The sequence below is a fragment of the Angelakisella massiliensis genome (assembly GCF_900104675.1).
GTDB classification, from domain to species: domain Bacteria; phylum Bacillota; class Clostridia; order Oscillospirales; family Ruminococcaceae; genus Angelakisella; species Angelakisella massiliensis.
The window spans coordinates 2742978-2759525 of the sequence record NZ_LT629945.1; the positions used below are offsets into that span (position 1 = coordinate 2742978).

20 protein-coding genes, 1 pseudogene and 1 riboswitch are annotated in these 16548 nt (G+C 47.6%); of the genes and pseudogenes, 13 read left to right on the forward strand and 8 right to left on the reverse strand.

The genetic code is table 11. From position 1 onward, the window contains the following. Positions 1-39: 39 nt before the first annotated feature. From BQ5383_RS18490 to BQ5383_RS18505, 4 genes and pseudogenes are all read right to left on the reverse strand, one after another. Complete coding sequence (locus BQ5383_RS18490; RefSeq protein ID WP_002595216.1) at positions 40-411, reverse strand: cysteine-rich VLP domain-containing protein; 372 nt, start codon at positions 409-411, stop codon at positions 40-42. Between the two features lie 95 nt (positions 412-506). Next, positions 507-944: pseudogene (locus BQ5383_RS18495) on the reverse strand (relaxase/mobilization nuclease domain-containing protein); the annotation flags it as partial. Beyond that, positions 905-1234: a plasmid mobilization protein gene (locus tag BQ5383_RS18500; RefSeq protein WP_002317278.1), complete on the reverse strand. Its 330-nt coding sequence runs from the start codon at positions 1232-1234 to the stop codon at positions 905-907. The gene BQ5383_RS18500 and the pseudogene BQ5383_RS18495, both read right to left, overlap by 40 nt. Positions 1235-1491: 257 nt before the next feature. Continuing rightward, on the reverse strand, positions 1492-1863 hold the full coding sequence (locus BQ5383_RS18505; protein ID WP_002317277.1) for a helix-turn-helix domain-containing protein: 372 nt from the start codon (positions 1861-1863) through the stop codon (positions 1492-1494). A gap of 144 nt (positions 1864-2007) precedes the next feature. Between BQ5383_RS18505 and BQ5383_RS18510 the strand changes: the two genes are divergently transcribed. The 13 genes from BQ5383_RS18510 (at position 2008) to BQ5383_RS18570 (ending at position 12726) form a co-directional block, all read left to right on the forward strand. Further along, the gene (locus BQ5383_RS18510) at positions 2008-2193 is read left to right on the forward strand and encodes a MerR family transcriptional regulator (RefSeq protein WP_002317276.1); all 186 of its coding nucleotides are present in this window, start codon (positions 2008-2010) and stop codon (positions 2191-2193) included. A gap of 178 nt (positions 2194-2371) precedes the next feature. Continuing rightward, positions 2372-2518, forward strand: a complete 147-nt coding sequence (locus BQ5383_RS21265) for a hypothetical protein (protein ID WP_162183096.1) — start codon at positions 2372-2374, stop codon at positions 2516-2518. Between the two features lie 617 nt (positions 2519-3135). After that, the gene (vanR-B, locus tag BQ5383_RS18520; protein WP_002317273.1) at positions 3136-3795 is read left to right on the forward strand and encodes a vancomycin resistance response regulator transcription factor VanR-B; all 660 of its coding nucleotides are present in this window, start codon (positions 3136-3138) and stop codon (positions 3793-3795) included. Positions 3796-3797: 2 nt separating this feature from the next. Further along, entirely contained in the window at positions 3798-5141 is a 1344-nt protein-coding gene (gene vanS-B / locus BQ5383_RS18525; protein ID WP_002382867.1) for a vancomycin resistance histidine kinase VanS-B, read from the forward strand. 170 nt (positions 5142-5311) lie between these two features. Further along, positions 5312-6118: a D-Ala-D-Ala carboxypeptidase VanY-B gene (locus tag BQ5383_RS18530; protein ID WP_002416070.1), complete on the forward strand. Its 807-nt coding sequence runs from the start codon at positions 5312-5314 to the stop codon at positions 6116-6118. Positions 6119-6135: 17 nt separating this feature from the next. Continuing rightward, positions 6136-6963, forward strand: coding sequence for a glycopeptide resistance accessory protein VanW-B (vanW-B, locus tag BQ5383_RS18535; protein WP_010815683.1), 828 nt, complete (start codon positions 6136-6138; stop codon positions 6961-6963). Beyond that, entirely contained in the window at positions 6960-7931 is a 972-nt protein-coding gene (locus BQ5383_RS18540; RefSeq protein WP_002382874.1) for a D-lactate dehydrogenase VanH-B, read from the forward strand. The genes vanW-B and BQ5383_RS18540 overlap by 4 nt, the downstream gene beginning before the upstream one ends. Next, positions 7924-8952, forward strand: a complete 1029-nt coding sequence (gene vanB, locus BQ5383_RS18545) for a D-alanine--(R)-lactate ligase VanB (protein WP_042958124.1) — start codon at positions 7924-7926, stop codon at positions 8950-8952. The genes BQ5383_RS18540 and vanB overlap by 8 nt, the downstream gene beginning before the upstream one ends. A 5-nt stretch (positions 8953-8957) precedes the next feature. Further along, positions 8958-9566 (forward strand): D-Ala-D-Ala dipeptidase VanX-B, encoded by a 609-nt coding sequence (locus BQ5383_RS18550; protein ID WP_002317266.1) that lies wholly within the window; start codon positions 8958-8960, stop codon positions 9564-9566. 587 nt (positions 9567-10153) lie between these two features. Beyond that, positions 10154-10585, forward strand: a complete 432-nt coding sequence (locus tag BQ5383_RS18555) for a sigma-70 family RNA polymerase sigma factor (RefSeq protein WP_002317264.1) — start codon at positions 10154-10156, stop codon at positions 10583-10585. Positions 10586-10591: 6 nt separating this feature from the next. Then, a complete protein-coding gene (locus BQ5383_RS18560; RefSeq protein WP_002317263.1) occupies positions 10592-10825 on the forward strand; it encodes a helix-turn-helix domain-containing protein in 234 nt (77 codons plus the stop codon). Positions 10826-11248: 423 nt separating this feature from the next. Continuing rightward, positions 11249-11449: an excisionase gene (locus BQ5383_RS18565; RefSeq protein WP_002317261.1), complete on the forward strand. Its 201-nt coding sequence runs from the start codon at positions 11249-11251 to the stop codon at positions 11447-11449. A gap of 83 nt (positions 11450-11532) precedes the next feature. Continuing rightward, positions 11533-12726: a site-specific integrase gene (locus BQ5383_RS18570; protein WP_002317260.1), complete on the forward strand. Its 1194-nt coding sequence runs from the start codon at positions 11533-11535 to the stop codon at positions 12724-12726. 224 nt (positions 12727-12950) lie between these two features. On the opposite strand, the gene trhA is transcribed toward BQ5383_RS18570, so the two are convergent. The 4 genes from trhA to BQ5383_RS18590 form a co-directional block, all read right to left on the reverse strand. Further along, positions 12951-13601, reverse strand: coding sequence for a PAQR family membrane homeostasis protein TrhA (trhA, locus tag BQ5383_RS18575; RefSeq protein WP_071434530.1), 651 nt, complete (start codon positions 13599-13601; stop codon positions 12951-12953). Between the two features lie 392 nt (positions 13602-13993). Continuing rightward, positions 13994-14142: riboswitch (molybdenum cofactor riboswitch) on the reverse strand. 9 nt (positions 14143-14151) lie between these two features. Then, the gene (gene tatC / locus BQ5383_RS18580; protein WP_139193479.1) at positions 14152-14895 is read right to left on the reverse strand and encodes a twin-arginine translocase subunit TatC; all 744 of its coding nucleotides are present in this window, start codon (positions 14893-14895) and stop codon (positions 14152-14154) included. A 15-nt stretch (positions 14896-14910) separates the two neighbouring features. Then, on the reverse strand, positions 14911-15165 hold the full coding sequence (locus tag BQ5383_RS18585; RefSeq protein ID WP_071434534.1) for a Sec-independent protein translocase subunit TatA/TatB: 255 nt from the start codon (positions 15163-15165) through the stop codon (positions 14911-14913). A 627-nt stretch (positions 15166-15792) separates the two neighbouring features. Next, the gene (locus tag BQ5383_RS18590) at positions 15793-16476 is read right to left on the reverse strand and encodes a hypothetical protein (RefSeq protein ID WP_071434536.1); all 684 of its coding nucleotides are present in this window, start codon (positions 16474-16476) and stop codon (positions 15793-15795) included. Between the last annotated feature and the right edge of the window lie 72 nt (positions 16477-16548).

A 16548-nucleotide genomic window follows, 5' to 3' on the forward strand; every position in this document is an offset into this window, starting at 1 on the left:
CGCTGACCATGCCGGAAAAGCCTTGAAATATAAGGGCTTTTACAGCTCTAAGTGCGTAGGTTTCCAGTATCTTTTCCGCTGGCGCTCGGCCTCTTTGCGGCGGCGCATCCGTTTGGAGCAGGCCGCGCAGTATTTGGCCCGGTTAGACTTCGGCGTGAACGTGGCCCCGCACTCACAGCAGCGTTTCACTTCGTCCCGGTCTTTGGTGATCTCGGCATACAGGGCCGCATCCAGCGGGAGGACAGCGGCCTTAAACCAGCGGCACAGAAGCGAATAGGAAATGCTCTGTACGCAAATACATTCTTCGCCGTCGTCCAGCAACAGGCAGTTGCCGTCACAATAGTTGCAGCACTCATGCGTCAGCTTCCGGGCCTTGCGATATTGAGGGTAATTCATTCGTGGAATACTCATAGCTCTTGCGTCCATTCCTTTCCCGGCGTCATACGCAAAATGCCGTCCACATTCTGCTTGATGATGCCGTATTCCTGCATCTGCTTTTTCGCTTCGCCGTACTTCTCATACAGCCGTTCCTTTTCCTCGGCCAATCGCTTGTAGCTCTGTTTGTTGGAAATGTACTTGCGCTGATTTACCATATCCACGGCACAGAAAATAATGTGATTGTGGACGTGGCCCTTATCAATATGGGTAGTCAGCACATAGGGATATTTCCCTTGCAGCACTTCCTCGGCAAGCTGCTTCCCGATCTCATGGGCCTGTTCCGGCGTGGCTTCGCCGGGGGCAAAGGATTGTATCAGGTGGTGGCCCAGATTATTGCCCTTTTGGTATGCCTGCGCCAGCAGCATTTCAAATTCAATGTCCGCTGTTTCATAAGAGCAGGCAAAGGAGGCCACCAGCAGCTTGCCGTCAGTTTTGTCCGGGTTCTCGATGTAGTCAAGGGCTTTTTTCAGCGTTGACTTGATAGGATGTATCTTTGTAACTGCCATATCTGCGCCAGCGCCCCCTTTATATCCTCGATGTCCTGTGCGTACACCGGCCCCATACCGTTCAGCCTCTTTGCAATCTGATTGACGTTGACGCCGATCTTCTGTATCTCGGCGGTCTGCGCCCGGATGTCGCTGGTGTCCATGTTGACGATATAGCCGTCAATGAGCATCTTCCGGGCGTAGGCTGAAAAGTTCTTCGTATGCAGCAGCGCCATTTTCTGTTCAATCATAGCCCGTTCCTCCGGCGTCACAGGGACGCGCAGCACGATTTTTCGCTTTCTGTTTGCCATGCTTCACCGTCCTTTCCATTCAGGGGTTTGGGGATTTCCCCAACAAGCAAAACGGACGCGGCCCGGCAGGGACGGGGCAGGCCGTTTTTCCGGGAGTGGCTACACTCCCTATGCTTGCTACGTTACTGTTTCTCCACTAACAAGACGTTTCCAAAGCCCCAAACTACCCGCAAAATAGCCCTCTGGAAAGAAAAAAGTGCAAAAAAATAGAAGCTACGCTGTGCAGCTCCCGCTAAAAGTAAAACAGAGGATGCCAGTTACACATCCTCCGTTTCATTCTTCTTCGGCTTTTCAATTAGTATGGCGCTGTCAATCGCGCCCTCGATGATCGGCAGGTATTCTTCGGGGCAGAGTTTCAGCTTGTGGCTGACCCTTTGCCGCAGTTCGCTTTCCTCCCGCATGATCTCCGGGTTAAAGTAGCGTTCCACAGGAAGCCCGCAGGCTTTAATAAGCTGTATGACAACCGGCAGACTGGGAATGGCCCCGTCGTTTTCGATGTTGGCAAGATAGCGCCAGTCAATATTTATTTTCTCTGCCATTGCTTTGCGCGAAACGCGCTTTGCTTGCCGGGCCGCTTTCACATCCGCGCCGAAAGTTTCAAAGCCGGGACAATCTTCAATATTCGCCATATCGCACCTCCCACTTACATTGTATATTTCATACTCTGCCCGTGGAATGTTGGTATATGCACCTTTCTTAAAGTTTATATTTCACATTTTGTTTCTTTTATTCTTCGAGCAAAAGAATTATAATGTACCCTGTGGAGGTGTACTATGGACTACATGACGTTGAAAGAGGCAGGCGAGAAATGGGGTGTGCCCCCACGATGGATAAACTACTATTGTGCTGCGGGACGCATCCCCGGCGCTGTAAAGATGGCGACGATCTGGCTCATTCCCAAAACTGCGGAAAAGCCGATTGACAGGCGTACAAAGAAAGGAAAGGCGGTTACTGAATAGTATAATGAAACCGGCGCATTTTGGATATGGTTTTGAAGAGAGAGAAAGCATGGTATTTTGTCACGGAAAAACTATAAGATGATAGATGGCAGGCTGCTCCAGACCGATAAAAAGTATTCTCATCTGAAACAGAAAGAAAAGATTTACACATGGATGTATGAAGAAGCGAAACTTTATCATGACAGAAATGGAAAATGCCCGAAACAAAGACGAGGAAGCTGCTGCTGTATCAGCCGTATATGGTAGAATTGAAAAGGCCGGCATCTGGATTCTTTATGGTGAAGTCTCCAGACATTGGATAACTGCTGGTCTAATGCGCCTTTGAGTATGGGGTGATTGATTTTAATACCGGGGAGGTACGGCTTTTTGAGGAAAATATTCTGGGATTTACATTTGGCGATTATTACATTTCCTGTAACTGCAAGGACACGGATGATGAAGATATGAGGAATATAGACTTGCTGATTTTCTACTGTCTTGAACGGTATTAGGACTGAATCTGCTGCGCGGAGTGCGGCAAGAGCGACCGGAGGGAGTACACACAGGCCCTGCCTGTGTGAAAAGCCATACCGCAAGGTGCATTCGCAAAAAAGAGGCCGCGCATTTTGCTGAGGCTTGGGGTGTCCCCAACAAGCAAAACGAGAACGCCGCAGGCGGGCAAGTGGTGGATCAGAATATCCGTAAAGGATATTCTGATCCATTGCTTGCCAGTATTATCGGGATGTTTTGACAACCGCTGTAATCGAAACATCCCAAACATTAAGAAGGTGTTAATTATTATTATCTTGATTTAATTCGTTTAAACCAATAATATAGATACATACACCATGAAAAGAAGCGAGTATCCCAATGACGGATGATTAAAATCCGAAAAGAAATCGCTTTGAAACTACAGGGAAACTATAGACTGTTATGTTATCTTCTTAAAATGGAGGGATTTTTATGTCGATACGAATTCTACTTGTCGAGGATGATGATCATATCTGTAATACAGTAAGGGCGTTTCTGGCTGAGGCAGGATATCAGGTGGATGCCTGCACAGATGGAAATGAGGCATACACCAAGTTTTACGAAAACACTTATCAACTGGTTATTCTTGATATTATGCTGCCCGGTATGAACGGGCATGAACTTTTGCGTGAATTTCGTGCGAAAAATGATACTCCCATTCTGATGATGACAGCCCTGTCGGATGACGAAAACCAAATCCGGGCGTTTGATGCAGAGGCAGACGACTATGTAACAAAGCCATTCAAGATGCAGATTTTACTAAAGCGGGTGGAAGCCCTGCTGCGGCGCAGCGGTGCGCTGGCAAAGGAAATCCGTGTCGGCAGGCTGACACTTCTGCCGGAGGATTTCACGGTACTTTGTGACGGTACAGAGCTGCCCCTGACACGAAAAGAATTTGAAATCCTTTTGCTGCTGGTGCAGAACAAAGGCAGAACCTTAACGCATGAAATCATTTTGTCACGTATATGGGGATATGACTTTGAGGGTGATGGCAGCACAGTCCACACTCATATCAAAAATTTGCGGGCCAAGCTGCCGGAAAATATCATCAAAACCATTCGCGGTGTAGGATACCGATTGGAGGAATCATAATAATGGAAAGAAAAGGGATTTTCATTAAGGTTTTTTCCTATACGATCATTGTCCTGCTACTGCTTGTCGGTGTAACAGCAACACTGTTTGCACAGCAATTTGTGTCTTATTTCAGAGTGATGGAATTACAGCAAACAGTAAAATCCTATCAGCCATTGGTGGAACTGATTCAGAATAGCGATAGGCTTGATATTCAAGAGGTGGCAGGGCTGTTTCACTACAATAACCAATCCTTTGAGTTTTATATTGAAGATAAAGAGGGAAGCGTACTCTATGCCACACCAAATGCCAATACATCAAATAGTTTTAGACCCGACTTTCTTTATGTGGTACATAGAGATGATAATATTTCGATTGTTGCTCAAAGCAAGGCAGGTGTGGGATTGCTTTATCAAGGGCTGACAATTCGGGGAATTGTTATGATTGCGATAATGGTTGTATTCAGCCTTTTATGCGCGTATATCTTTGCGCGGCAAATGACAACGCCGATCAAAGCCTTAGCGGACAGTGCGAATAAAATGGCAAACCTGAAAGATGTACCGCCGCCGCTGGAGCGAAAGGATGAGCTTGGCGCACTGGCTCATGATATGCATTCCATGTATGTCAGGCTGAAAGAAACCATCGCAAGGCTGGAGGATGAAATCGCAAGGGAACATGAGTTGGAGGAAACACAGCGATATTTCTTTGCGGCAGCTTCTCATGAGCTAAAAACGCCCATCGCGGCTACAAGCGTTCTGTTGGAGGGAATGCTTGAAAATATCGGTGACTACAAAGATCATTCTAAGTATCTGCGCGAATGCATCAAAATGATGGATAGGCAGGGCAAAATCATTTCCGAAATACTGGAGCTTGTCAGCCTGAATGATGGGAGAATCGTACCCATAGCTGAACCGTTGGACATAGGGCGCACGGTTGCCGAGTTGCTGCCCGATTTTCAAACCTTGGCAGAGGCAAACAACCAGCGGTTCGTCACAGATATTCCAGCCGGGCAAATTGTCCTGTCCGATCCGAGGCTGCTCCAAAAGGCACTATCCAATGTCATATTGAATGCAGTTCAGAACACGCCGCAGGGAGGCGAGGTACGGATATGGAGTGAGCCTGGTGCTGAAAAATGCCGCCTTTTTGTTTTGAACATGGGCGTTCACATTGATGATACTGCGCTTCCAAGGCTGTTCACCCCATTCTATCGCATTGATCAGGCGCGAAGCAGAAAAAGTGGGCGAAGCGGTTTAGGACTTGCCATCGTACAAAAAACGCTGGATGCCATGAGCCTCCAGTATGCGCTGGAAAACACCTCGGATGGCGTTTTGTTCTGGCTGGATTTACCGCTCACATCAACATTGTAAATATTTAAAACTTAAATGATTTTGACCGACAGGTATAACCCTGCCGGTCTTTTTTTGCTGCTACAGGAAAACTACAGACTGGCTACAGGGAAAGTACAGATGCGCTTGCCATAATAACAATCGTACCAGCCACAAATCGTAGTTTTATTGCAAAGGAGGCATTCGATCAAATGGAAAAAAGCAACTATCATTCCAATGCGGATCATCACAAACGGCATATGAAACAATCCGTGGAAAAGCGGGCTTTTCTATGTGCGTTCATTATTTCGTTCACAGTCTGCACGCTGTTTTTGGGGTGGAGACTGGCTTCCGTATTGGAGGCAACACAGATACCGCCCATCCCTGCAACTCATACAGGCAGCAGCACTGACGTAGTGGAGAATTTGGAGGAAAACGCTCTTGCCACCGCCAAAGAACAGGGAGATGAACAGGAATGGAGCCTGATTTTAGTGAACAGGCAGAACCCCATCCCCGCACAGTACGATGTGGAGCTTGAGCAACTATCAAATGGTGAGCGGATAGATATTCGGATTTCTCCCTATCTTCAAGATTTGTTTGATGCCGCAAGAACTGATGGAGTTTACCCGATTGTCGCATCCGGATACCGAACAACAGAAAAACAGCAAGAAATTATGGATGAAAAAATTGCCGAATATAAGGCGAAAGGCTACACCTCTGCACAGGCTAAAGCGGAAGCAGAAACTTGGGTGGCCGTGCCGGGAACGAGCGAGCATCAGCTTGGTCTTGCTGTGGATATCAATGCGGACGGAATTCATTCAACAGGCAACGAGGTTTATAGATGGCTGGATGAAAACAGCTATCGTTTTGGTTTTATTCGTCGCTACCCACCAGACAAGACAGAGATAACCGGTGTGAGCAACGAGCCGTGGCATTACCGATATGTTGGCATCGAAGCTGCCACAGAGATGTACAACCAAGGGGTTTGCCTTGAGGAATATTTAAAACCAGAAAAATGAGAAAAGGATGTTATGTTATGGACAGAAAAAGATTGACACAGCGTTTCCCGTTCCTGCTTCCAATGAGACGGGCGCAGAGAAAAATGTGCTTTTATGCGGGAATGAGATTTGACGGCTGTCGCTATGCGCAGACGATAGGGGAAAAATCGCTTTCCCATTTGCTCTTTGAAACGGATTGCGCATTATACAACCACAATACCGGATTTGACATGATATACCAGGAAAACAAGGTGTTCAACTTAAAGCTGGCAGCAAAGACCTTAAACGGCTTATTGATAAGACCGGGGGAAACCTTTTCTTTCTGGTGGCTGGTACGCCATGCGGACAAAGATACCCCCTATAAAGACGGCCTTACGGTGACCAATGGTAAACTCACCACCATGTCGGGCGGCGGTATGTGCCAGATGAGCAATTTACTATTTTGGATGTTCCTGCATACGCCATTGACAATTATCCAGCGCAGAGGTCACGAAGTAAAGGAGTTTCCAGAGCCAAACAGTGACGAGATTAAAGGGGTGGATGCAACCATTTCAGAGGGCTGGATTGATTTAAAAGTGCGAAACGATACCGACTGCACCTACCAAATATGGGTGACCTTAGATGATGAGAAAATCATCGGTCAGGTGTCCGCCGACAAAGAGCCCCAAGCATTATACAAAATTACAAATGGCAGTATCCAGTATGTCCGTGAAAGTGGCGGGATTTATGAATATGCCCAGGTTAAACGGATGCAAGTTGCCTTAGGTACCGGGGAAATAATAGATTGCAAGCTGCTTTATACAAACAAATGCAAAATCTGTTATCCCCTCCCGGAAAGTGTGGATATTCAGGAGGAGAACCAATGAGAAAAAGTGTGGGCATTACTGTTTTTGGATGCGAACAGGATGAGGCAAATGCTTTCCGCGCTTTATCGCCGGATTTTCATATTATCCCTACGCTGATTAGCGATGCGATATCGGCAGACAACGCAAAATTGGCCGCTGGCAATCAATGCGTTAGCGTAGGCCATAAGTCCGAGGTTTCCGAGGCGACAATTCTTGCGCTGAGAAAGGTCGGGGTAAAATACATTTCTACCCGCAGCATCGGCTGCGATCACATTGATACGACTGCCGCCGAGAGAATGGGAATCTCGGTTGGCACGGTTGCGTATTCGCCGGACAGCGTTGCGGATTATGCTTTGATGCTGATGCTGATGGCCATACGGGGTGCAAAACCCACCATGCACGCCGTGGCGCAACAAGATTTCAGATTGGATCGTATCCGGGGGAAAGAACTGGGGGATATGACTGTGGGAGTTATTGGAACCGGCCATATCGGGCAAGCGGTCGTCAAAAGGCTGCGGGGATTTGGATGCCATGTGCTGGCCTATGATAACAGCCGAAAAATGGATGCAGATTATGTCCAGCTTGATGAGCTTCTAAAAAACAGCGATATTGTTACGCTCCATGTGCCGCTTTGTGCGGATACCCGCCATCTGATCGGTCAGAAGCAAATTGGAGAGATGAAGCAAGGCGCATTTTTAATCAACACCGGGCGCGGAGCGCTTGTCGATACCGGGGCGCTGGTGGAGGCGTTGGAAAGCGGAAAGCTGGGTGGTGCGGCACTGGATGTGTTGGAGGGCGAGGATCAGTTTGTTTATACCGATTGCTCGCAGAAAGTGCTTGACCATCCCTTTTTGTCGCAGCTTTTAAGGATGCCGAATGTGATCATCACACCCCATACGGCGTACTACACTGAGCGTGTGCTGCAGGATACTACAGAAAAAACAATCAGGAATTGTCTCAATTTTGAAAGGAGTTTACAGCATGAATAGAATAAAAGTCGCAATCATCTTCGGCGGTTGCTCGGAGGAACATGATGTGTCGGTAAAATCCGCAATAGAAATTGCTGCGAACATTGATACGGAAAAATTCGATCCGCACTACATCGGAATTACAAAAAACGGTGTATGGAAGCTATGCAAGAAGCCATGTACGGAATGGGAAGCCGACAGTCTCCCCGCCATACTCTCCCCGGATAGGAAAACGCATGGGCTGCTTGTCATGAAAGAAAGCGAATACGAAACACGGCGTATTGATGTGGCTTTCCCGGTTTTGCATGGCAAATGCGGGGAGGATGGTGCGATACAGGGGCTGTTTGTATTGTCTGGTATCCCCTATGTGGGCTGTGATATTCAAAGCTCCGCAGTTTGCATGGACAAATCACTGGCCTACATTCTTACAAAAAATGCGGGCATCGCCGTTCCCGAATTTCAAATGATTGATAAAGGTGACAAGCCGGAGGCGGGTGCGCTTACCTACCCTGTCTTTGTGAAGCCGGCACGGTCAGGTTCGTCCTTTGGCGTAACCAAAGTAAACGGTACGGAAGAACTTAACGCTGCGATAGAAGCGGCAGGACAATATGATGGAAAAATCTTAATTGAGCAAGCGATTTCGGGCTGTGAGGTCGGGTGTGCGGTCATGGGGAACGAGGATGATTTGATTGTCGGCGAAGTGGATCAAATCCGGCTGAGCCACGGTATCTTCCGCATCCATCAGGAAAACGAGCCGGAAAAAGGCTCAGAAAATGCGATGATTACAGTTCCCGCAGACATTCCGGTCGAGGAACGAAATCGGGTGCAGGAAACGGCAAAGAAAGTATATCGGGTGCTTGGATGCAGAGGGCTTGCCCGTGTTGATCTTTTTTTGCAGGAGGATGGCGGCATCGTTCTAAATGAGGTCAATACCCTGCCCGGTTTTACATCGTACAGCCGCTACCCACGTATGGTGGCCGCCGCAGGAATCACGCTTCCTGCACTGATTGACAGCCTGATTACATTGGCGTTAAAGAGGTGATAAGTATGGAAAATGGTTTTTTGTTTTTAGATGAAATGTTGCATGGCGTCCGTTGGGATGCCAAGTACGCCACATGGGATAACTTCACAGGAAAACCGGTGGATGGGTATGAGGTGAATCGCATCATCGGCACAAAGGCCGTGGCGTTTGCTCTGCGCGAGGCACAAATCCATGCGGCTGCGCTTGGCTATGGCTTGCTTTTATGGGATGGATATCGGCCAAGAACTGCGGTGGACTGCTTCCTGCGTTGGGCAGCGCAACCGGAGGACAACCTCACAAAAGAAAAATTTTACCCCAATATAGAGCGAGCCGAGTTGATTACAAAGGGTTATGTGGCCTCACAATCCAGCCATAGCCGTGGAAGCGCAATTGATCTTACGCTCTACCACCTGGATACAGGGGAACTTGTTTCAATGGGAAGTAACTTCGATTTTATGGACGAACGGTCGCATCATACAGCAAAAGGGATAGGGGATGCAGAGGCACAAAATCGAAGATGCTTGCGTAAAATCATGGAAAGCAGCGGATTTCAGTCTTATCGCTTTGAATGGTGGCACTATAAGTTGATTGATGAGCCATACCCCGATACCTATTTTAATTTTGCCGTTTCATAATGAAAGTATTGGTTTTGTATCAGATTTTGGATTTGATAAAATCTATGCTGGTCATGGACAATCTTTTACTGGAAAGTGGTTAAAGCATCTTTTGTAATACATTGCAAATTATAGTATTCAATCTGCCCAGCGGCAGAAAAGAAAAAAACCGCTGTTGGGCAGACCTTTCCCACGCCCATTTTGTATTTTGCTGGCGGCGGTTTTGAGAAATCAAGGCCGCCGTTCTTTTCTGGCAGCAAAAGGTGTGGCGGCCCATAGGAGGATGCCGCTATGCTGTTTTGCTATTGCCATGCTCTAATCCACTTCCACCACTCAAAAAAAGCCTTGCCCCTCCACAGGGCTATTCCGGTTATGAGTATGTACTATACCATGTAAATCAGCAGCATAGCAAAGCATTTTCTCGCCCGGTAGGTTTGCGACCTGCCGGGCGATTTTTGTCGTCTTTTGCGGCCCGGCTGTCCCCAAAAAAATTTTTTGAGAAATTTTCAAAAAGGAGGTATTTAGCGGGTAGCTGGCGGCCTTGTCAAAGTCTTGTTAGCGGAAAGGGAGAGAACCACCTAAGTCCCCCACAGAAAGGGGGTGAGAAGATGGATGCTATCCCCCGCGACTATGAAGCGCGGTGCATGTTCGATGCTTTTTGCAAGACGGTACTGCGTAACGAGGCCAAAAGCTACTTGGCTGAAATGAAGCGCCGCCGTGACCGTGAAGTGTCACTAAGCTCTTTGTCACAGGCAGATTTGGACAAGCTCTGTACAGTAGATCACTACCCCAGCGACAGCTTTACGTTTTCGTCGCATGGCTATGACCTACATATCAACAATGAGCTTGTTGCCGAAGCCTTTGCCGCGCTGCCCAGCATGGAGCAGAGTATTTTAATCCTGCACTGTGTTCTGGATATGGCAGATGGTGAGATCGGCGGCCTTGTGGGAATGTCCCGGAGTGCCGTTCAGCGGCACAGGACAAATACCTTATCGGAGCTGCGGAAACAGCTAAAGGCGTTGATGCCGAAGGGAGGTTAGACGCGGATGAAGAACCCGAACTACAAGGGCATTGAGCTTTTGCCCCTTTCGGTGATCGAGGCCGCCCGCGCTGGGGATGCCGGAGCCGTAGAGCGCGTTTTGCAGTATTACAGCGGTTACATGAACAAGCTGTGTACCCGGACGCTCTATGACGAAAACGGCTATCCGCATGTGTGTCTGGACGAGGCCATGAAGCGCCGTCTGGAAATCAAGCTCATCCACGCTATCGTCACGAACTGACGAACCGGCCCCGGCAGCATGAAACGGCTTACCCTTTCCCCGTTTCGGTGTTTTCCCGGTGGCCTGATCGCACCTTGATAAATATGCCCGCAAGATAACGGCGGCGCATCATAGGGCATACGGACACATTCTGTCTGTGCCGAGCCGGACGGCTGGTGCGCCATGATACTTTTCCCTACGGGAAAAGCGGAGCGAGGAACACCACGCCGCAATGTGAGCGTGGCGGCTTGCGGGCGACGACGTACAGGCAGGACTATGATACTCCCTTATAGCCACAGTCCGAGCGTTAAAAGCGTCGCAGGCAATGGGTAGGGCCGCGTGAGAACCACGCGGGGGTGAAAGTCCCGTGGAGCTGTGCCAGCAGCCGTCCGTCTATGCCCCTAAATCACACAAACCTTTGAATTTGTGAAAGGGGGCTGCATTATGAACCATGATGTGCCTATTTGGGAAAAATACACGCTGACGATTGAGGAAGCGTCTAAATATTTCCGTATCGGAGAAAACAAATTGCGTAAGCTGGCCGAGGAAAATCCGGCCTCTGGCTGGGTCATTATGAATGGCAACCGCATCCAGATCAAACGCAAGCAGTTTGAGAAAATAATTGACACTTTGGACACAATCTAATAGTGAAAAAGGGCCGCAGATATGTTATAATAATTTATAAGCATATATGCGGCTCTTTCCGTCATGGAAAGGAGCATGACGAGATGTCAGAAAAAAGACGAGACAGCAAAAATCGCGTTTTGCGGTCTGGAGAGAGCCAGAGAAAAGACGGACGATATGCTTACAAATATGTTGATACCTTTGGAAAACCGCAGTTTGTTTACTCATGGAAGTTAGTGCCTACGGATAAGACCCCGGCAGGTAAACGGGAGGATATTTCACTCCGGGAAAAGGAGAAAGAAATCCAGAAAGACCTTGACGACGGGATAGACACCATCGGCAAGAAAATGACCGTCTGCCAGCTCTACGCCAAGCAGATCAGGCACCGGGGCAATGTGAAGCACAACACCAAACTGGGCCGGGAACGGCTGATGCGTATTCTGGAACAAGATCGGCTGGGGAGCTGCCCGATTGACAGTGTGAAGCTGTCCGACGCAAAGGAATGGGCGCTTCGGATGAAAGAAAAGGGCCTTTCTTATAAGACCATCAATAACGACAAGCGTTCCCTGAAAGCGGCTTTTTACACCGCCATACAGGACGATTGCATCCGAAAAAACCCGTTTGACTTCCAGCTTAGTGACGTTCTGGACGACGATACGGAACCAAAGGTGCCTCTTACACCAGCACAGGAAGAAAGTTTTCTGTCCTTTATTCAAGGTGATAAGGTTTACCAAAAGCATTATGACGCAATCGTTATTCTGCTGGGGACAGGGCTTCGCATTTCGGAACTGTGCGGACTGACGGACAAAGATTTGGATTTTGAAAACCGGGTAATCATCGTGAGCCACCAGCTTTTGAGAAATACCGGCGTCGGTTACTATATTGACGAACCCAAGACCCAAAGCGGCGTCAGAAAAATCCCCATGAATGAGGAAGTGTATCAGGCGTTCCAGCGAGTGATAAAAAACCGCAAAGGTGCAAAGCCGTTCATTATTGACGGGTATGCCAATTTCCTGTTTCTCAAACAGAACGGCTATCCCATGACGGCGGTAGATTATGGCGGGATGTTTGGCAGGCTTGTGAAGAAGTACAACAAGAGCCATGAAGAAGCGTTGCCGAAAACGACGACGCCCCATGCTATGCGTCATACATTCTGCACCCGGTTAGCCAATGCGGGAATGAACCCCAAAGCCTTGCAGTACATTATGGGACATTCCAATATCACCATGACGCTGAACTATTATGCACACGCCACATTCGATTCCGCAAGGGCAGAAATGGAACGGCTGGCAGCCTGACACAAGGCCGGTTTTACTACTCCATTTACTACTTTTGAGGGGGAAATGGTGAGAGGTAATAAGAACATTTGTAAGTATCTAACAATATCAAAAATGCCGGAAAAGCCCGGAAACACGGGCTATACCGACATTCAAGAACTTCTAAAAAGATAATCTAAAATCCCATATAATTTTATCTCATAAAACAAAGCATCTGACAGCTTATCTTCCATCCGGAAACGTCATTATAAAATCACATAAAAATAAACCGCCAAGAAGTGGCAAATGCTGCCTGCTAAAACAAAAAGGTGCCAAATAAAATGAAAATACGGTATCTTTCTGCTGTAGAAAAAAGTTCCTGCTGTATAGAATATCCCTCCCGACACTAGTAATGAAAGCCCTTGCAATGATAATGCCTGGGTCAGAGGAACAATGCTTGTCACTACCGCCCATCCCATCAGAAGATAACAGGCCATAGAAAAGCGTTGGAACTTTTCGATACTAATAGCATTTAAAACAATGCCGATCAAAGCTGTCACCCAAATAAAGGCGAATAACAGCCATCCCCTCTTCCCCGGCAAACAAAGCATGGTAAAAGGTGTGTAGGTTCCGGCAATCAACAGAAAAATGCTGCAATGATCCAAAACCTGTAATACCCTCTTGATGGACGGTACAGTTATAGCATGATAAAGTGTAGACATTAAATATAGCAGTAGTAATGTGCTGCCATAGATCAAGGAAGCCGTCAGTTTCATTCCATTTCTCTGTATTGCAGAAGCATTAACCATCAGACAAAGCGCTGCAAAGGACAAAACAGCTCCTATGCCATGGGAGACAGCATTTCCCACTTCCTCACCCAAGCTGTATCTGCGAAAGTATTTTGAATCTGAGATCATTTTATTCCCTCCTGTGTGGCTAAAAATATCTTCCATGATAGGATGGATGATTTTTTCTCTTTCATTCATCCTTTTCATTATTTAGTTTTTAAAACTAGATAATTAAGTTTTTATAGCTACATAATACCACGCAAGAGACGAATATTCAAGGGAAAAAAAGAAAAAACAGGATCTCTGGGGCGACTGCACTCGCCTGCAGAGATCCTGTTCAGCCGGAACGACAAGAAACTGTCTGATATTTCTTGCCGCCCAATATTTAAGATAATAAGGAGGAGAAGTCCTATTATCACCAGGTTTGCCATGAAAAGGAAAAACTGTCCCTGCATCTGCAAAAGACAGTTTTAGCATTGAGCATGGAACCTAAAGAGGACCGAACTCCTCCTCAGTTTGCCATTCCACATACCAAAACTCCTTTTCTAAGGTGGAAGGTAGGGAAGTTTCCTCCCCTGCCCTTAAACCGCTTTGCTAAAAACGGTTTCGCTTTCAGTGCCATAACAGTTTTCACTGCGTTAGGCGCTGAAAATCGGAGCTTTTTTTATGAAATTTTAATTCAGGCGGCAGCTGTTTCAGCAGCCTCCTTCTTTTTGAGTCCTTTTTCCGCAAAAGCGCTGACGGCAATACTGATTTGCAGCAATAACACCATGGGAACACCCAGACAAATCTGAGAGATGACATCCGGCGGTGTAATAATCGCAGCCAAAACAAAAATAACCAAAATCAGCAAACCTTGTTTCCGTTTCAAACCACGAGCGGTGATCACGCCCAATTTTGTGAAAAGGAAAGAAAGTACCGGCATCTCAAAAACCAATCCGAAGGATGCCAACATTGTATTACAAAAGCTGGCGAAAGATTGGATTGAAATCATGGGGTTGATATCGTCAATGGTGATGTTAACAAAAAAGCGCAGCGTAAAGGGCAATGCGACCTTATAACAAAACACAACGCCCAGCGCAAAGAATCCAACACCCGCCACTAAAGAACAAACCCCATAAAAACGCTCTTTGGGATAAAGGCCTTTTCTGATAAAGGCCCAAAGTTGATAGATCGTCAGCGGAGAACAGATGATAACCGACAATAACAGCGCTAGTTGGATATACACCATGAAGAGCTCCTGAGGCTCTACAAAAACGAAAGTGAATCCCGGATTGAGGGCCAACAAATACGCCATCATCTTCTCTGCAAACTGGAACAGGACCATCGCAAGCCCCAGATTAACCACAAAGATGATAACCAGCCGGTGCCGAAGCTCAGCCAGATGATCTACCAGAGTCATTGAATTATTCTGTTCCGACACTGGTTCAGCCTTTCCTTATTCCGCTTTGGGTTGTGCAGGTTTTACTTCCTCAGCCTTGGGAGCTGCAGCAGGAGCAGCGGGGGCTGCGGGAGCCGCAGGAGTAGGATCCACAGCAGTCTCCAGATCCTTGGTCAGATCCTGAGTGCCCTTGCGGAACTCCTTAACCGCCTGACCCATGGACTTTGCCAAAGCAGGCAGTTTGGAGGGTCCAAAAATAATCAAAGCAATACACAAAATCAAAATCAGTTCAAAGGGGCCGATTCTTCCCATGTTACAATTCCTCCTAAATCGATTCGTACCGCCGGTCCTTACTGACAAGTTCGATACTGCGTACCACTCAATCCCTTCTATGTACTGTAATGAAAGGATATCTGACGTGATACTGCCGGCATACATAAATGCTATCTGCAGAAGATCCAGCAAAACATTGCTTTATCCTCCAAAACTGACGACATATATCGCCCAGTTTCCAGCCTTTATTTTACTCCAGCATCCATCCTCTTGTCAACCATACGGCAGTTTGCAGCTTTTTCCAGCAGCATTCTGCAGCATCTTTTATAGGTAAGCGGTAAAAAGGACAATTTTCTTTTCCGGCCTATTTCGGATGTCCAGTGACAGCGCCGTGGAAATTACGTCTGCCTATGGTAATCCTGTTCAAATTCCCATCTGAAAAACAAACCATTCCAAACGGTAAGCGTCACGTTGTACATCTGAATCTTGATCGCTTCCAAAAATCTTTACGATCCGAAGCAACCAAAGCCTGGTTTCCGCTCTGTCAACCGCCGCTTCCAATATTTCCGCAGAACATCGGATCACTCAGCCAAAAGAGCATCCAAGCCCGACACGGCTTTTCCAACTGTTTCATTTCAAAGCTATCAATATCTCGCCCGTATTCTGTTACGGATTCTGGTGTTCCTCCACTTCCACCTGTTCAATAAGCGCCCGAGCATATTTCTTGGACATAAACTGGGTGGAATAAATACCCATTGCGCCGTTGGAGGCAGTGACAGTATCAATATCAGAATACCGGTCGTCAAACTTCATCCGGGCAACCGCTCCCAAAATCTCATCTTCAGAAAAGAAGAAAGGATATTTGCGAAGCTTGGAAAATTGGGTGGGGCGAGGATAAAGCTTGCAGTCGCTCCGTGCAACAGTGGCAATTGTATACAGGATATCCTTGTCCTCCAGCATCGAATCAATTTCCGCAAAATGGCGGGTCATCATCTGCTGGTCGAAATAGTACAAATCCTTCTGCCCTTGAACGAAGCTGATGTTCTCCAGTGCCGGATCTGCCTCCGCTGTACCTACAGCGGCCAGAAGGGCCGTTACCTCCTCCTGAGTGACACCCTCCGGTGGCTGGAGCCGGGTCTTTTTCAGCGGCGCCACATGAGAGTCAATGGAACACTGGCGTATATAGTCTGCCAGCTTTTGGGCCGGGGTCTTTTCCGCCGGCTTCTTCTCCTGAGCACTGTCCTCGGTGGACAACTGCTCTTCTTCAGTCTGCTCCTGGAGCTGCTCCGAAACTTCCTCCGGCGCAGATGCCTCCTGCTGAGAAGAAGATGTGTTCAAAACTTCATCCATTGTGGTTCCTCCTGTAAAAGGCCGCGGCAGCAATTTCACCGCCGCGGCCCTCGGGTCAATGTCTCAAAAAGG

Coding starts and splice junctions, on each gene's coding strand:
- BQ5383_RS18490 (WP_002595216.1), bottom strand. CDS start 411: ATGAGTATTCCACGAATGAATTACCCTCAATATCGCAAGGCCCGGAAG.
- BQ5383_RS18500 (WP_002317278.1), bottom strand. CDS start 1,234: ATGGCAAACAGAAAGCGAAAAATCGTGCTGCGCGTCCCTGTGACGCCG.
- BQ5383_RS18505 (WP_002317277.1), bottom strand. CDS start 1,863: ATGGCGAATATTGAAGATTGTCCCGGCTTTGAAACTTTCGGCGCGGAT.
- BQ5383_RS18510 (WP_002317276.1), top strand. CDS start 2,008: ATGGACTACATGACGTTGAAAGAGGCAGGCGAGAAATGGGGTGTGCCC.
- BQ5383_RS21265 (WP_162183096.1), top strand. CDS start 2,372: ATGACAGAAATGGAAAATGCCCGAAACAAAGACGAGGAAGCTGCTGCT.
- vanR-B (WP_002317273.1), top strand. CDS start 3,136: ATGTCGATACGAATTCTACTTGTCGAGGATGATGATCATATCTGTAAT.
- vanS-B (WP_002382867.1), top strand. CDS start 3,798: ATGGAAAGAAAAGGGATTTTCATTAAGGTTTTTTCCTATACGATCATT.
- BQ5383_RS18530 (WP_002416070.1), top strand. CDS start 5,312: ATGGAAAAAAGCAACTATCATTCCAATGCGGATCATCACAAACGGCAT.
- vanW-B (WP_010815683.1), top strand. CDS start 6,136: ATGGACAGAAAAAGATTGACACAGCGTTTCCCGTTCCTGCTTCCAATG.
- BQ5383_RS18540 (WP_002382874.1), top strand. CDS start 6,960: ATGAGAAAAAGTGTGGGCATTACTGTTTTTGGATGCGAACAGGATGAG.
- vanB (WP_042958124.1), top strand. CDS start 7,924: ATGAATAGAATAAAAGTCGCAATCATCTTCGGCGGTTGCTCGGAGGAA.
- BQ5383_RS18550 (WP_002317266.1), top strand. CDS start 8,958: ATGGAAAATGGTTTTTTGTTTTTAGATGAAATGTTGCATGGCGTCCGT.
- BQ5383_RS18555 (WP_002317264.1), top strand. CDS start 10,154: ATGGATGCTATCCCCCGCGACTATGAAGCGCGGTGCATGTTCGATGCT.
- BQ5383_RS18560 (WP_002317263.1), top strand. CDS start 10,592: ATGAAGAACCCGAACTACAAGGGCATTGAGCTTTTGCCCCTTTCGGTG.
- BQ5383_RS18565 (WP_002317261.1), top strand. CDS start 11,249: ATGAACCATGATGTGCCTATTTGGGAAAAATACACGCTGACGATTGAG.
- BQ5383_RS18570 (WP_002317260.1), top strand. CDS start 11,533: ATGTCAGAAAAAAGACGAGACAGCAAAAATCGCGTTTTGCGGTCTGGA.
- trhA (WP_071434530.1), bottom strand. CDS start 13,601: ATGATCTCAGATTCAAAATACTTTCGCAGATACAGCTTGGGTGAGGAA.
- BQ5383_RS18585 (WP_071434534.1), bottom strand. CDS start 15,165: ATGGGAAGAATCGGCCCCTTTGAACTGATTTTGATTTTGTGTATTGCT.
- BQ5383_RS18590 (WP_071434536.1), bottom strand. CDS start 16,476: ATGGATGAAGTTTTGAACACATCTTCTTCTCAGCAGGAGGCATCTGCG.